General features: G+C 30.9%; 10 protein-coding genes and 3 tRNA genes. 4 read left to right on the top strand and 9 right to left on the bottom strand.

Annotated features, from left to right (window positions below; all coding sequences use genetic code 11):
• Nucleotides 1-2: 2 nt before the first annotated feature.
• A complete protein-coding gene (locus tag ACUXZJ_RS03020; protein ID WP_060381322.1) occupies nucleotides 3-956 on the top strand; it encodes an NAD-dependent epimerase/dehydratase family protein in 954 nt (317 codons plus the stop codon).
• A gap of 10 nt (nucleotides 957-966) precedes the next feature.
• Here the strand turns inward: ACUXZJ_RS03020 and ACUXZJ_RS03015 are convergent, their stop codons facing one another.
• The 9 genes from ACUXZJ_RS03015 to ACUXZJ_RS02975 all read right to left on the bottom strand — a co-directional run bounded on the left by ACUXZJ_RS03015 (nucleotide 967) and on the right by ACUXZJ_RS02975 (nucleotide 9,367).
• Nucleotides 967-1,455, bottom strand: coding sequence for a nuclear transport factor 2 family protein (locus tag ACUXZJ_RS03015; RefSeq protein WP_060381323.1), 489 nt, complete (start codon nucleotides 1,453-1,455; stop codon nucleotides 967-969).
• Nucleotides 1,456-1,727: 272 nt separating this feature from the next.
• A tRNA-Asp gene (locus tag ACUXZJ_RS03010) sits at nucleotides 1,728-1,801 on the bottom strand.
• A gap of 552 nt (nucleotides 1,802-2,353) precedes the next feature.
• A tRNA-Asn gene (locus ACUXZJ_RS03005) sits at nucleotides 2,354-2,427 on the bottom strand.
• A 35-nt stretch (nucleotides 2,428-2,462) separates the two neighbouring features.
• A tRNA-Asn gene (locus ACUXZJ_RS03000) sits at nucleotides 2,463-2,536 on the bottom strand.
• Nucleotides 2,537-2,607: 71 nt separating this feature from the next.
• Nucleotides 2,608-3,957 carry an RIP metalloprotease RseP gene (gene rseP / locus ACUXZJ_RS02995; RefSeq protein ID WP_060381324.1) on the bottom strand — a complete coding sequence of 450 codons (1,350 nt, stop codon included), beginning with the start codon at nucleotides 3,955-3,957 and terminating at the stop codon, nucleotides 2,608-2,610.
• 75 nt (nucleotides 3,958-4,032) lie between these two features.
• On the bottom strand, nucleotides 4,033-5,988 hold the full coding sequence (locus tag ACUXZJ_RS02990; protein WP_063743439.1) for a M1 family aminopeptidase: 1,956 nt from the start codon (nucleotides 5,986-5,988) through the stop codon (nucleotides 4,033-4,035).
• A 79-nt stretch (nucleotides 5,989-6,067) separates the two neighbouring features.
• Nucleotides 6,068-7,669 carry a fumarate hydratase gene (locus tag ACUXZJ_RS02985; protein WP_060381326.1) on the bottom strand — a complete coding sequence of 534 codons (1,602 nt, stop codon included), beginning with the start codon at nucleotides 7,667-7,669 and terminating at the stop codon, nucleotides 6,068-6,070.
• 52 nt (nucleotides 7,670-7,721) lie between these two features.
• Entirely contained in the window at nucleotides 7,722-8,663 is a 942-nt protein-coding gene (locus tag ACUXZJ_RS02980; protein ID WP_060381327.1) for a leucine-rich repeat domain-containing protein, read from the bottom strand.
• A 29-nt stretch (nucleotides 8,664-8,692) separates the two neighbouring features.
• Nucleotides 8,693-9,367, bottom strand: coding sequence for an SCO family protein (locus tag ACUXZJ_RS02975; RefSeq protein WP_060381328.1), 675 nt, complete (start codon nucleotides 9,365-9,367; stop codon nucleotides 8,693-8,695).
• 193 nt (nucleotides 9,368-9,560) lie between these two features.
• Here ACUXZJ_RS02975 and ACUXZJ_RS02970 point away from each other — a divergent pair, with 193 nt between their 5' ends.
• From ACUXZJ_RS02970 to ACUXZJ_RS02960, 3 genes are all read left to right on the top strand, one after another.
• Nucleotides 9,561-11,573 (top strand): M13 family metallopeptidase, encoded by a 2,013-nt coding sequence (locus ACUXZJ_RS02970; RefSeq protein WP_060383786.1) that lies wholly within the window; start codon nucleotides 9,561-9,563, stop codon nucleotides 11,571-11,573.
• Between the two features lie 179 nt (nucleotides 11,574-11,752).
• Entirely contained in the window at nucleotides 11,753-13,435 is a 1,683-nt protein-coding gene (locus ACUXZJ_RS02965; protein WP_060381329.1) for a DUF6909 family protein, read from the top strand.
• Between the two features lie 244 nt (nucleotides 13,436-13,679).
• On the top strand, nucleotides 13,680-15,968 hold the full coding sequence (locus tag ACUXZJ_RS02960; RefSeq protein ID WP_060381330.1) for a polysaccharide lyase 8 family protein: 2,289 nt from the start codon (nucleotides 13,680-13,682) through the stop codon (nucleotides 15,966-15,968).
• Nucleotide 15,969 lies beyond the last annotated feature (1 nt).

Here is a 15,969-nt window from a genome sequence, read left to right as displayed (position 1 = left end):
GAATGGACACTAAAATCTTGATTATTGGAGCTTGTGGACAAATAGGCACCGAACTTACACAAAAATTACGTCAATTATACGGCGTAGAAAATGTAATTGCTTCTGATATTAGAAAATTAAATATTGATGTTGTAAATGATGGTATTTTTGAAGTTGTAAACGCATTAGATTACAATCAAATAGAGTTTTTAGTTGAAAAATACAAAATTACGGATGTTTACCTAATGGCGGCTTTACTTTCAGCTACTGCTGAAAAAAATCCTGCTTTTGCATGGGATTTAAATATGAATTCTCTTTTCCATGTTTTGAATTTAGCTAAGGTTGGAAAAATAAAAAAGATATACTGGCCATCTAGTATAGCTGTTTTTGGTCCTACAACACCAAGAGAAAATACACCACAATATACCATTATGGAGCCTTCGACAGTTTATGGAATTAGTAAACAAACTGGAGAAAGATGGTGTGAATATTATCATAAACAGTATGGAGTTGATGTGCGTAGTTTACGTTATCCAGGATTAATTTCGTGGAGTACACCTCCAGGAGGAGGGACTACTGATTATGCAGTAGATATTTATCATAAGGCAATTACAGAAGGTAAATTTACCTCCTTTTTATCTGAAAATTCAGGATTACCTATGATGTATATGGATGATGCTATAAAAGCTACCATAGGAATTATGCAAGCATCTGCCGAAGATATAAAAATTAGATCATCCTATAATTTAGGAGCTATGAGTTTTACCCCAGCAGAAATAGCAGAGGAAATAAAAAAGCAATACCCTGATTTTACGATTGATTATGCTCCCGATTTTCGCCAACAGATAGCAGACAGTTGGCCTGCAAGTATAGATGATTCTTGTGCAAGAAAAGATTGGAATTGGCAAAATGATTTTGATTTAGAATCAATGACGAAGGAAATGTTTAAGCAATTGAAAGAAAATGTCTATAGATAATTTTTGATAATTATTTTTTTAACTTTTCAATTAAAGCGTCTTCTATAGGCGCTTTAATTTTGATTACCTCAGAAGTATTATCATTAGGTATTGTCATAGATAATACGTAATGTTTGATTTTCCAATTTTTGCCTTCTTTCATGAGAACGCCACTACCTCTACAAATTTTCATTTGAGTTTTGAGTAACTCATCAAACCAAGCCATTTTTTTGTTAGGAGATAAATAAATGTTTCTTTCTAAAACGGAAAAACTCCATGCTTTTCCTTTGTCAAAATAAGGTTTAGCAAAATTCATAAAAGCTTTTTTATTCCAATTTTCTGTGGCATCAGTACCAATGAAAACCGATTGATCAGACATAGCCTTGAAATAAGGGGTGAATTTTGCTTCTGAGGCAGCTTTATGCCAATTGTCTAGCAAAGTATGGATTTGAGTATTTTCTTTTGCTTGAGCTAAATAAAAATAAGGTGTAAGTAGTAATAATAACAAAGTTCTGCTCATATTATTTATTTTTATTTTAGAAAATCATAAGTTTTGTATTCAAATATATTAAAATAATTATTCTGATGAAAGTGGTTTAGGAGAGAAGATTAATTAAGTTGTAATTTAGAGGTGCTAGAAAGACGGGGCAAGTGTTGTTAGTGGTTATCCGATTTTTCTGCTTAGTGCCCAATCTTTGGTTTTTAGTGTTGATTCCTAGATCTTCTTTGAATGGACAATTGAATAACGTGAAGTGTTTAAAAAATAAAAGCTCTTCTAAAGAAGAGCTTTTGCGGTCTGGACGGGACTCGAACCCGCGACCCCATGCGTGACAGGCATGTATTCTAACCAACTGAACTACCAAACCTTTTGTAACAGTGTTTCTGTTTTGTGAGTGCAAATATACGACTGTTTTCTAGATTTACAAGTAAAAAAACGCATTTTTTTTAAAAAAAATAAATTTAAAAAATCAATATATTGATTTTTAGTGTGTTATGTTTTTGTTTTTTTGTTTGATAATAAGAATGTAGTCTTATTTATACTATTTAAACTTTGAGATTTCCTTATAATGCTATTTTTTAAATCTTGAGATTGTCTAAAAAGTTCGTAATCTTTCATTTCGACCTAAGGGAGAAATCACATAATATTGATTTAGGTACTATCCTATAAAGTAATAAAAATTAGTATTGATTCTCGATGCGCTTCGCGTTCGAACTAACGATGATTTCGGTTCAAGCTAAAAAGTTGTGGAGAAATTAAAAAATACATTCTTTTGTGTTTTTAATTTTTAGTATGACTTCTTCCGTGATTTCAATTATATACTTAACCGGTTTTGGACTTGATCCACTTGATCCTTGATCCATCCTTGATTGGTTTATAGTAAGTACAAAAAAAGTCGATACTTATGTATCGACTTTTGCTCCCCCTCTTGGGCTCGAACCAAGGACCCTCTGATTAACAGTCAGATGCTCTAACCAACTGAGCTAAGGAGGAATCACCTCATGGGTTTTATGTTTTGCTAAAAGTTGCTCCCCCTCTTGGGCTCGAACCAAGGACCCTCTGATTAACAGTCAGATGCTCTAACCAACTGAGCTAAGGAGGAAGATTATTACCGTTTAGCGAGTGCAAATATAAGACAGATTTTTGATTATACAAGCACTTTTTGAAAAAAAATTAAAAAAACTTTTGTGCAATTATTTCAAATATGTCCTTTCCAAAAGTTAATGCCATCAAACTCAATAATATAACCATTCCTATGGTTTGGACAATTTCTGCGGCTTTATCATTTAATTTTTTTCCAGTAATCATTTCTGCTAAGGTAAAAATGGCATGTCCACCATCTAAACCAGGTATGGGAAGCAAGTTCATAAAAGCTAATCCAATTGAGAACATAGCGGTGAAACCCCATATAAATTCCCAATCCCATACAGTTGGTAGCATTTTAGTAATGCCAATTGGACTCTTTACTTTTTTGTAAGCACCTGTTTTAGGTGATAATAATAATTTGAATTCTTTTATTTTGTATTTTATCTGGCTGTATGATTCTTTGATTGCTTCAGGAATGGCCTGTATGAAGTTTATTTGATTTGTTACTAAGTATTTTGCTTTCATTTCTTCTTCTGATGGCATTTTATTAGTAAAACCTAAACTTCCTTCTGAACTAACTTGAGCTTCTAAATTAAGGAGGTTTCCATTACGTAATATTCCTAGTTGTATTTTTTTATTTTTATAATTTTGTAAAGCATCTTTTAATTCGTCAAAAAATGTCACCTTGTTATTGTTAATAGATACAATTTGATCCGCTTTTTGTAGTTTAGCTTTATCTGCTGGAAATCCAGGAATAATGGAATCTATTACTACAGATCTTAATCTAGGTACTATAAAGTTTTTTCCTTCGGACGAAATAATTTCTCTTCTATGTGTGTCATTTATAGGTAAATCTAATTTAGTATTAGCTCTTTCCACTGTTACTTTATTAGCAAATAATACATCAATTCCTGCTTTTCTAAGATTTTTGTTTACTGGTTCTCCGTCGATGGCTATGATTTTATCACCATTTTTAAACCCTATCTTTTTGCCAACTTCGCTAAAAGCTAATCCGTTTTGTTGAATTTTATTTGTTGCAACATATTTTTGACCATAAGTAGTAAAAAGCATGATATAAATAAACCAAGCTAATACAATATTAACAGTTACTCCTCCGAGCATAACAATTAAACGTTGCCACGCTGGTTTTGAACGAAATTCCCAAGGTTGAGGAGGTAGAGCCATTTGTTCTTTATCCATACTTTCATCCATCATTCCAGCAAGTTTTACATAGCCTCCAATTGGCAACCACCCAATTCCCCATTCAGTATCACCTATTTTCTTTTTTAATAAGGAGAACCAAGGATCCATAAATAAATAGAATTTTTCAACTCTTATTTTAAATAGTTTAGCAGGAAGATAATGACCAAACTCATGTAAAATAACGAGAACGGAGAGAATAAACAGAATTTGTGCGATTTGAATAAGTGTATCCATTTTTACTTTTTAGTGTTTCTATAACAGCAAAAGTAAGACTTTCGTCTTACTTTTTTTAAAATATCTAGTTGAGTATTATTTTTTTAAGAGTTTTTTAAGAGCCCTGCCTTGGGTTGTTTCTATTAGCACTTGGTAAAGCCCATTGTTTAAATGATAAATGTTTATTTTTTTTTCATTTGTTTTTAGTACTTCTTGTCCTAAATGGTTTAAAATTTTAATTTTTTGTAATTGAATTGTATTAGGTAATTCAATTTGTATTTGATCGTAACTTGGATTTGGAAATAAATTTATACTTGTCGATAATTCAAAATTTTCGTCTGATAACGAGGTAGTACTCCCTTTGGAAATAATATCATTATTTGGATCAAAAAGTATTTTACTAACAGAGGTTCCTATTGGTAAATCTATAGTATAGAGCTGATTATTGAAAGTATTGTTTAATTTTAAATCTAAATGAGTACCATTATTTAGGATTAATCTTATAGGTACAGGCATTTCAAAATAAGAAACATACCCAATTTGGGAATTATCAGTAATAGATTGTATTTGATTAATTCTTATTGTAGCTTGATTTGTTTCTGAATTATGTACTTTTATGTTGTAAATAGGGTACCCTTCTTTATATACCCAATCATTAAAAAATTCTTGTAAACTACTACCGTGAACTGCTTCTAAATGAGCTTGAAATTGAGGGGTTAATGCACATTTATAAGCTAATATAGGATCATTTAAATAATTGCGTAATGCTTGAAAGAAATTAGTATCTCCCATTATATAGCGTAGCATGTGAGAAACCATAGAGCCTTTATTGTAAGTAATTTGGTTACTAAATATTCTGTTTACATCACTTAATTGGTAGTCGTATAAATATAAATTATCTTTTGTATTAGAAGTGATACTAGTAATTTTTGAAGATTTCCACGCATTAAAATCTGTAATACCATCTAAATTTTCAACTACACAACCTGAGATATATTCAGTTAATCCTTCATTTAACCATATATCTTTCCAAGAGCCGCAGGTTACTTTGTTACCAAACCATTGATGTGCCATTTCATGAGTTATTAAGTTTCTGTTAAAACTTCCCATAAATGAAATGGTGGTATGCTCCATTCCTCCTGACCAGTTAAATTGTGCGTGGCCATATTTTTCATTATGAAAAGGATAGGAGCCTAACTTTGTTTCCAAGAAATTTATAATAGGTATTGTGTTTGCTAATGAATGAGATGTATTTATATTATCAAATTCAGGATATATGTAATCTATTATTGGAAAAGTAGGGGTAGGAGGAGTGTTATTGCCTCCTGCTGTTCCTGTATTTTTAATAGAATAATTGGTTACCGCAAAGGCAACTAAATAGGCTGCAATAGGATAATTATGACGGAAATGAGTAGTAGCATTTGGACCGTTAATAATTCTGGATACTTGAATACCATTTGAAACGCTAGTATATTGTGAAGGTGCTGTTATATATACATCAATATGTTCTAATTTATCATTTAAATCCTGTTTGCATGGCCACCAATCAGCTGATCCATAAGGTTCTGAAAGTGTATATATAATAGGGGTACCATTGTGTTTAGAAGCCGTAAAAGCATTGTTTTGAAAAGAAGGAAGACCCGCGTAATTTATTTCAATTGTTTCTTCATTTCCAATAGTAATAATAGAAGGAAGTGTAATTATGAGTTCTCCATTTATGTTATGGATAAATTGTAAATCAGTATTTCCTTTCTTTACAGAGGATACAATTAAAGGTTTAGAGAGTTCAAAAGTAACAGTTTTTATGTCTTCTAAAGCCTTAAAGGTTAGAGTTACTTTACCATTAATATTGTAAATGTTAGGATCAACGTTAAATTCTAGTTTTCCATAGATTAAATCATAATTTTGAGTATTAGGATTTATCTTTAGATTCATTTTTTTTGTTGCTGCTTTCATTTCAGAGAGAGCTATTTCTTCTGTTTTATGTTTCTCGTAATTTTGAGAAAAGCTAAAAGAAGACAACAATAAAAATAGGAAAGTTATTTTTTTCATTTATTAAAAAAGTTTAGCGAGCCAATTTACATAAAAATAAGCTCGCTAAATATTAAAAAATAGTCAAGTCTATTTTTCTTTATAGATTTGCAAAAAAGTCATTTCCTTTGTCATCTGTAATAATAAAAGCTGGGAAATCTTTTATTTCAATTTTTCTAACAGCCTCCATTCCTAATTCTTCAAAATCAACTATTTCTACAGAAAGAATATTTTCTTTAGCTAAAATAGCAGCAGGACCACCTATTGAACCTAAATAAAAGCCTCCATATTTATGACAAGCATTTGTTACATCCTTGCTACGATTACCTTTTGCTAACATAATCATGCTACCACCTGCTGCTTGGAACTCATCTACATATACATCCATACGACCTGCAGTAGTAGGACCAAAACTACCAGAAGGCATTCCTTGTGGAGTTTTAGCGGGGCCTGCATAATATATTGGGTGATTTTTAAAATATTCAGGCATTGGTTTGCCAGCATCTAATAGTTCTTTGATCTTAGCATGTGCAATATCGCGTGCTACAATTAGAGTACCATTTAATTTTAAACGAGTTTTAATAGGGTATTTAGATAATTCTGCTAAGACTTCTTTCATTGGGCGATTTAAGTCTATGATTACAGGTTCTTCTAAGTGAGGAGCTGTTTCGGGTAAGAAGCGTTTTGGATTGGTTTCTAATTGTTCTAAGAAAATGCCTTCTTTTGTTATCTTTCCTTTAATGTTTCGATCTGCTGAACAAGAAACTCCCATGCCAACGGGACAAGAAGCTGCATGACGAGGCAAACGAATTACTCGTACATCGTGTGCTAGATATTTGCCTCCAAATTGAGCACCTATAGCACTCTCTTGACAAATTTTTTGAATTTTAACTTCCCATTCTAAATCACGAAAAGCTTGACCTGACATATTACCTGAAGTAGGTAAGTTGTCATAATAACCTGCTGAAGCCTTTTTAACAGCTGCTAAATTAGCCTCAGCTGAAGTTCCTCCAATTACAATGGCTAGATGATAAGGAGGACAAGCTGCTGTTCCTAAATCCATAATTTTTTCGCGAATGAATTCGTCCATTGATTTGTCATTCAAAAGCGATTTTGTTTTTTGATATAAGAAGGTTTTGTTTGCGGAACCACCACCTTTTGCTAGAAATAAAAATTCGTATGAACTTCCTTTCTTTGCGTAAATATCAATTTGAGCGGGTAAATTAGAACCTGAGTTTTTTTCCTCAAACATTGAAATTGGTACAATTTGAGAATAACGCAAATTCTTATTTTGATAGGTATTAAAAATACCTTTTGATAGCCACTCAGCATCATCTGAACCAGTAAATATATTTTCGCCTTTTTTGGCCATTACAATAGCAGTTCCTGTATCTTGACAAGAAGGGAGCTCACCTTCTGCCGCAACAATAGCATTTTGTAATAGGTTGTAAGCTACAAAACGATCATTATCAGTTGCTTCTGGGTCATCAATTATTTTGCGAAGTTTTTCTAAATGAGAAGAGCGGAGCATAAAAGAAACATCTTTCATGGCCTCTTCAGCTAATAATTCTAACCCTTTAGGATCTATATTAAGGATTTCACGATCTCCTAATTGTTCTACATTTACGTAATCAGAAGTCAGTTTTTTATATTGCGTATCATCTTTTAAAATAGGATACGGATCTTGGTATAAAAAGTCCATTATATATGTTTTTGAAAGGTAAATATACTAATTTATATAAAACAGCCGATATTTAGTCGGCTGTAGGTTTTTTTTGAGTTACTATTTTTTTTACTTCGTCTGATTGTCCATAGAGCATTTTTTCTAGCAAAGGTTTTAATGATTCTGGAAAAGAAGACCAAGGATTAGTACCTAAATAAATTTCTTTTAATAAGGATAATTGATTTAATTCTTCAGGCAGTGTGCGTAACTGATTTTCATCTAAATCTAGATACGATATTGTGATACATTTACCAATTGAAGCAGGTATTTTTTTAATCATATTTTTTTCTAAATTCAAATAACTTAATTTAGATAAGTTGCCAATCTCTTCGGGTAATACAGTTATTTTATTCTGATTTAAAAGAAGTGTTGTAAGATTTGTTAATAAACCTATTTCTGTAGGAAAAACTTCTATTTTATTTTTTTCTGCGTTTAGGATTTTTAAATTTCTCAAATTTTCAATACCTGGAAAAAAAGTTTTAATAGTATTATTAGAAAAATTTAATTCTGTAAGATTAATCATACCAGCCATTTCTATGGGTAAGTCAGAAATTTTATTACCACTAATATCTAATTTCTTTAATTTACTTAATTTGGCAACGGATGGTGAAATATATTCCATTTTATTCTTGTTTAATTCTAGTTTTTCTAGACAAGCTAATTTGCAAATTTCGATAGGAAAGCGTTGAATAAGATTATTAGTTAAGTAAATTTCTTTTAATTTAGTCAGATTTGTTATTTCAATTGGTAGAGAAACAATGGTATTATTTTTTAAATATAATTTTTCTACATTCACGAAATTACCAATTTCGGGTGGAATTTTGGTCATTTGTTTATTAGATAAATCTAATATCTTAACAGTGGCAGGATTTTCACAAAATAAATCATTTTCTACACGTTGATTACTTTGCGCTTTTGTTAAAAAACTAAAAAGTAGGAGTAAGTTCATTACTCCATTTAATGTTTTGTTCATAGTTTATAATTTGGGGGCTGGTTAAATTACTATTTTTTTTCGTCAGTACATAAAAATTCTATATCTTTTAATAATTTTTCTACTTCTTCTCTTTTGGTGCCATCATAAAAACCTCTTACTCGTTTTTTTTGATCTATTAAAATAAAGTTTTCTGTATGTACCATATCATAAAGCTCTTCTGGCTTGCCTGTTTTAACCGCTAAATAGGATTTTCTAGCAATATAATAGATATCTTTTTTATTACCTGTTACCAAATTCCATTTTCCACTAATAGCACCTTTTTCCAAAGCGTATTTTTTTAAAACAGGAACACTGTCTATATCAGGTGTTACAGAATGAGAAAGAAGCATAACTTTAGGATTATTTTTAATTTGTTCTTGTAACCACGACATATTATTTGTCATCAAAGGACATATAGTTTGACAACTCGTAAAGAAGAAATCAGCTACATAAATCTTGCCCTCATAATCTTTTTGAGTTACAATTTTTCCATCTTGATTGATAAAAGTAAAATCAGGAATTAAATGTTTATTAGCAATGTGTTGTACGGTAGTATCTACTAATTCTGGATTAACCATTGAAGGGGTGTAAATAGGTAATGTTTTCTTAGGTTTTAAAACCATATAAAAAAGTGAAATACACAATATAGAAATCACACTTAATGTGATTATAAAAACGCGATATTTTTTTATTCTTTCAATCATAACTTAACTTTGTACAAAGGTATAAAACCTAATTTAAGGAGTAAATACTAAATCTTTACTTAATTTAATTTTTTAGAACATAATCAAATCGTTTTTTGAATGTATTTTGTAACAAAAAACTATAAAGTATACTAATAGGCATTAAATAATTATAGAAGAAAACAAAAAAATGAGAAGAACTGTATGGCGTGTTATGACACTATTATCGTTTATTTCGATAAGTGTTATAGCTCAAGAAAAACCAGGAATTAACCTTAATTACATGGATAAGAATGTAAAGCCAGGAGATGATTTCTTTCGTTATGTAAACGGAGCTTGGTATGATAAAACAGAAATTCCCGCAGATAAAACACGTTGGGGAAGTTTTGATGAGTTGCGTTTTAACACAGATAAAGATGCTTTAGCAATTCTTAAAGAAGCTATATCTAAAAATTTAGATGCAAAATCAGATCAAGGAAAGGCAGTAAATGTTTATAAAACCTATATGGATACCATCACAAGAAATAAAAGAGGTATCAAGCCTTTGCAGCCTTATTTAGCAAAAATTAATGCTATTAAAAATGTACAAGACCTTAATAAATTAATTACAGAATTAACCCCAGAAGGAGGTATAGGATTTTATAATGCAGGTGTTGGTCCCGATGCTAAAGATTCTAATAAAAATGTAGTTTACATTAGTTTAGGTAGTTTAGGTCTGCCAGATCGTGATTATTATATCTCAGATGATAAAGATTCTAAAGAAAAACGTGAAAAATATGTTTTACACGTAACACGTATGTTACAATTTTTAGGCGAAAAACCAGAACTAGCAAAACAAAACGCAGAGAAAATTTTAGCTCTAGAAATAGAAATGGCTAGACCTAGATTAGATAGAGTACAGCGTCGTGATAGAAGAAATACATATAACCCAATGACTGTTGCTGATTTACAAAAATTAACACCATCAGTAAATTGGGATGCTTATTTACAAGGAATAGGACTTGGTAAAATAGAACAAGTTATTGTTTCGCAGCCTAAATACATGGAAGCTTTAGAAACTATTTTTAAAGCTAATAAAATAGAGGATTGGAAAGCTTATTTACGTTGGATTTTATTAGATGAATCATCAAATGAATTGACTACTGAAATAGAAAAAGCAAACTGGGATTTTTACAGTAAAACCTTACAAGGTGCTTTAAAACAAAGACCCCGTGAAGAAAGAGCTTTACAAGTTGTAAATGCCACTGTAGGTGAGGCATTGGGAAAATTATATGTTGAAAAAAAATTCCCAGCAGAAGCAAAAGCAAAAGCAAAAGCAATGATTGAAAATGTATTTCTAGCTTTTGAAAATCGTATAAATAAACTTCCTTGGATGACTCCAGAAACACGTAAAGGAGCGATTGATAAATTACGTAAGTCAACCATTAAAATCGGATACCCTGACAACTGGAAAGATTATTCTAAACTAGAAATTGTAGCGAAGGAAGCTGGTGGAAATTATTTTGAAAACATGAAAAATGTTGCAAAATGGGCCTATCAAGATGATATAGAAAAATTAAATAAACCTGTTGATAAAACAGAATGGGGTATGTCTCCGCAAACAGTTAATGCGTATTTTAACCCTACCTATAATGAAATTGTATTCCCGGCTGCTATCTTACAACCGCCATTTTATGACTATAAAGCAGATGAAGCAGTAAATTACGGTGGAATAGGAGCCGTAATAGGACATGAAATTTCACATGGTTTTGACGATTCAGGTTCTCGTTATGACGCTGATGGAAATTTAAAAAACTGGTGGACAGATGAAGATTTAAAACAATTTACAGGCTTAGGAAATGCCTTAGCATCACAATACAGCGCTTTACAACCACTACCAGGTATTTTTGTTGATGGAAAGTTTACTCTAGGTGAAAACATTGGCGATCTAGGGGGGGTTAATGCAGCTTATGATGGATTACAATTATTCTTAAGTAAAAATGGTAGACCTGCTACAATTGATGGTTTTACGCCAGAACAACGTTTCTTTATTTCATGGGCAACTATATGGCGTTCCAAAATGAGAGATGAAGCAATTAAAAATCAAGTAAAAACAGATCCACACTCTCCAGGAATCTATCGTGCCTATATACCACTTACAAACGTAGACGCTTTTTACCAAGCTTTTAATATTAAAGAAGGAGATAAACTCTTTGTTAAACCTGAAAATAGAATAAAAATTTGGTAGTTTAAACTATTTTAATAAAAGTGAAACCCTTGAAGTAATTATTATGTTATTCAAGGGTTTTTTTATTTTCTCAAAGTGTTAAAATAAATACAATATTGGGAAGTACTTTGATTCTTATCTGTTTTTATTATAAATTGCCGAATAAAATCGTACATTCGCAGGTTAGAAAAATATAAATGATGATAGAAATCAAGAACATTTCGCGCTCCAGAGCGCAAGAGTCGTCGGCGGCTATCGAACGACTGTACATTACCATGAGACATTTGTTTAACAGAGGTTTTTATAAACCAATGGGCGTTTCAGGGGATACTTTACGCGAAGCTTTATTAGAACTTCGTCCAGAAATTTATGGTTCCATTGCAGAAGAAAAAGTAGAATTAAACGGCTTGTTGTATGTAATTGAACGTTTGCCAGTAGGAATTGAAGAATGTCGTTATATCAACCTAACTTCCGATGAAGGGTATTCTAATTCGCATTTTCAACCAATTGTTCCTCCTAAACGTCGTAGAAATTGTTATCGAATTGATGACGAACAAATGAATGTAGAAATTACAAGAGGACGTTCGGATATCTATGATATTTTAACACACTTGACTTTTATTTTTATCGAATCACACAAAATTAAAGATCGTGTATTAATTAGTGATGAAGGAAGAGTTTCACGTGATTGGCAAAAATTAGAACAAGCTGCATTACAAACAAAAAAATTAACATTAATAGAACGTGAAAAAGCTATTTCACATGCTGCGAATGTATTAGGGAGAACTTTTGCAGAAGTAAACAGTATCTATGACTCTTTTGGAAACGCATCACAACCAGATCGTTTCTTACATGTAATTTATTGGTTAGGAAAATTAGCAATAGAAGAAGTAGTTGACAATAATAAACGTACAATTACTTTCAGCCCAATTTTAAGAGAACGTTTAGGACACCATATTTATGGAGATATATGGGCAACTAATATCAAAAAAACCTTAGCAGATAATAAATTATTAGAAAGACCTATTCATATTATTAGTGCTAATATGCACAGCGTAATGAATTCAGTATTTGCACCTTATGTTTTAGCCTCTAAATACAAAGGAAAAGGAGAATACCAAATTTATGAAGACTTATCAGCATCTGGTAATAAAGAACTGCGTAAAAAAGTAGAGGACTTTGCTTTACAAAATGGTATGATTTCAATACCCGATACATCAGGAACTAATATTGATGTTCAGATTTTTGATACAGCTAAGTTTGATTGGAAAAAAACAGCTTTCCCTCTAACAAATACTACGACTCAAGCCCCTGTTCTAATCGTAATGGATTACGCCTTTGGAGAACAAGCCTTTGAAACAATTGATGAATTATTAAAACCTTATAAAACAGAAAAAGGAAAAATATTCCTGAACGTAGAATCTGTTTCTATTATGGGTAAAGCAGGGATTCTAGAAGGAGGTAAAGGTGATATTATGATTCCTAACTCGCACGTTAATGAAGGTACAGCAGATAATTATCCTTTTGAAAATGAACTAACAAAAGAACTATTTGAAGGAAACGATATTCCAGTTTACGAAGGTCCTATGATAACTGTTTTAGGAACTTCTTTACAAAATAGAGATTTGCTTAAATTCTTCCACGAATCTACTTGGGCAGCTATAGGTTTAGAAATGGAAGGAGCGTATTATCAAAAAGCTATTCAATCAGCTTCCAAAATACGTAAAAGCATCAATCCTAATGTAAAAGTACGTTATGCGTACTACGCATCAGATAATCCGTTAGAAACAGGAAGCACACTGGCTTCAGGAGGATTAGGAACTACAGGTGTAAAACCCACCTATTTAATTACAATAAAAATCTTAGAGCAAATATTCAGTTAAAATACATCTTTGCTTTTACTTAAACTGTACACTAAACAATAATTAATGGAATCAAAAATCATTCATAAAAAATTAAAATGACTTCTTATTTTAAATGAATGATTTCCATTAAAAAACTTTTAAAAAAATAAAAGTACTACAATATGTATTCCTTATTGTACATATTGTAGTACACAAATAAATCAAATAATAATAAATTAAAAACAAGCACTTATATAGGGCTGTTTTTATAATTCACAAAATTATGAGACAAACAATTTTTCTATTTTTTCTGTTTGCATTAGGAATTAATGCACAGAACACCACCGATTTTGATAAAATGCTAGACAATATTAAAAGTGAATACACTCAAAATCCAAATAAAAAGAATATTGATGATATTAGAAAGAGTTTGAAAGTAGACGGGTCTTTTACAGGTATTGATTACACAATAAAAGACAAAGATTTAAGAAGTCATCTTAGTAAAATGTCTCGTTTAGCCCAAGCGTATTCAAATTCAAGTAATACATATTATCAAGATCAATCCGTTTATAACGATTATGTTAAATCTATAGAATTTTGGATTACAACAAATCATACACCTTCAAACTGGTGGTATAGACATATTGCATATCCTAAAGAGATGAATAAAGGACTTGTTTTTGTAATTGAAGAAATCAAAACCAAAAATCCAACTCTTTATAGAAAAATTATTGATTATCAAGAATGGGCTTATTTACAACAAGACCACATGGAAGGAGCTAATGGTGCAGATAAAACCATAGGGGCATTTGTTGCAGCAGTAGCAGAAAAAGATGCAAATTTACTAAAACAATTTAGTGATTTGATGAAGAGATTAACATCTATTCAAGAAGGAGGAGAAGGTATTGAAAAAGATTATGGATTTTATAGCCACAGTGGTAACGGTAGACAGATATACACTTTTGGATATGGAAAAGAATATTTAAAGTCAGTACTTGATTACTTCGTATTTACAAAAGGAACACAATACAATGTTCAAACGTTAGTTAATTTAGAAAAAATGGTAATTGATCATGTTCAATACCTTTTTCATGCAGGAAATTACGATCCTAACCCAACAGGAAGATATAATAATACTTTCGAGTACATGGATGATCTAAAAAATATTGTAACTAAAATGGTTGCCTTAAATACAGCTAATAAATCCGCATTACAAGATGCCCATGATAGAATGTCAGGACAAAAAAAGGATTTAGAAGGAAATAAAATGTTTTGGAGAGGAGATTATATGGCACATAAAAGATCAAATTTCTTATCTACAGTTAGAATGACTTCAACTAGAACAGTAGGTGCTGAAGCAGGTAATAATTCAGGGAATTATAACTATTATGCAGGGGCAGGAGTGAATTACACAATTCATACAGGAAATGAATACAATGGAACATATTTTTCTAAATTTAACCCAAGACAATTTCCAGGAACAACTGTTGAACAAAACACAATAACATTACCTGTACCTAATTGGGGAAAAGAGGGTAAAAACAACAATGATTTTGCAGGAGGAGTATCTGATGGGAAAAATGGAGCATCAGCTATGATCTATGATAAACAAGGCATAACCGCTAATAAATCATGGTTTTTTATAGGAAATCTAGTACTTGCATTAGGTTCAGAAATATCTCAAACGAATGGAACTTCGGATGTATATACAACGCTTAACCAAACAAATTTAGACGCTTCTAAATTGTCATATTTTCAAAATGGCACTCGTTTTCAGTTAAATGCTAATACTAATATGACAAAAAATGCCAATACATTTGTCTTATCTTCTGGTATTGGTTACGTACCTTTTGATAGTAATACATATACCATTTCTACTGAAAATGATCTTTTTAAAATGTATATAAATCATGGTGTTAATCCTAGTAAAATAAACTATGCGTATTTATTAATGCCGAATGTAACTGATTCTAATATTGTAAGTGAAGCAGCAAAAGCAAAAAACAATTTAAAAATTGAATCTCAAAATGAATCTTGTCATGCCGTATATGATTCTGCTACTTCTCAATATTATATTGCTTTTTTTAAACCATATACCTTAAATTTGTCAGGTGGATTAGTTGTTAAAGTAGATAATCCATGTATGATAATAATAAATAATAATGCTAGTAAATTTTATGTTTCAAATCCATACGGTGAAAACGCAACTTTCCAAAATATAAAATTGTCTATTACTAAAAATTCAAGATCTTTGTTTGATAATAATATTCAAATCATAAAAACAAATGAAAGTGGTAAAACATTTGAATATGCTTATTCAAGTCCTGGTCCTATAACAGCAAGATTAAATAAAGGTTTATCTTCAGAAGATAATATTAATATTGTTAGATCAGAAGGAAAATTAAAGATCGAATCAAAAGATATGAGAAATGTGGAATTATACACTATTAATGGTAAATTAATATTTTCTAAATACAACATGAATGCAAATGAATTAGTTATAGATGTAGTTGATAAAGAAGGAATTCTTATATTAAAAATTAACGAAAATAAAACAATAAAGATATTCTAAT

Source organism: Flavobacterium sp. TN-1 (genome assembly GCF_052828645.1).
Note: the sequence above shows the minus strand (reverse complement) of the source record. Positions and strands in the feature narration are given on the sequence as shown.

Bases quoted from the DNA above. Each gene is read 5' to 3' on its own strand.
- ACUXZJ_RS03020 (WP_060381322.1), top strand. From the start codon at position 3: ATGGACACTAAAATCTTGATTATTGGAGCTTGTGGACAAATAGGCACC.
- ACUXZJ_RS03015 (WP_060381323.1), bottom strand. From the start codon at position 1,455: ATGAGCAGAACTTTGTTATTATTACTACTTACACCTTATTTTTATTTA.
- rseP (WP_060381324.1), bottom strand. From the start codon at position 3,957: ATGGATACACTTATTCAAATCGCACAAATTCTGTTTATTCTCTCCGTT.
- ACUXZJ_RS02990 (WP_063743439.1), bottom strand. From the start codon at position 5,988: ATGAAAAAAATAACTTTCCTATTTTTATTGTTGTCTTCTTTTAGCTTT.
- ACUXZJ_RS02985 (WP_060381326.1), bottom strand. From the start codon at position 7,669: ATGGACTTTTTATACCAAGATCCGTATCCTATTTTAAAAGATGATACG.
- ACUXZJ_RS02980 (WP_060381327.1), bottom strand. From the start codon at position 8,663: ATGAACAAAACATTAAATGGAGTAATGAACTTACTCCTACTTTTTAGT.
- ACUXZJ_RS02975 (WP_060381328.1), bottom strand. From the start codon at position 9,367: ATGATTGAAAGAATAAAAAAATATCGCGTTTTTATAATCACATTAAGT.
- ACUXZJ_RS02970 (WP_060383786.1), top strand. From the start codon at position 9,561: ATGACACTATTATCGTTTATTTCGATAAGTGTTATAGCTCAAGAAAAA.
- ACUXZJ_RS02965 (WP_060381329.1), top strand. From the start codon at position 11,753: ATGATAGAAATCAAGAACATTTCGCGCTCCAGAGCGCAAGAGTCGTCG.
- ACUXZJ_RS02960 (WP_060381330.1), top strand. From the start codon at position 13,680: ATGAGACAAACAATTTTTCTATTTTTTCTGTTTGCATTAGGAATTAAT.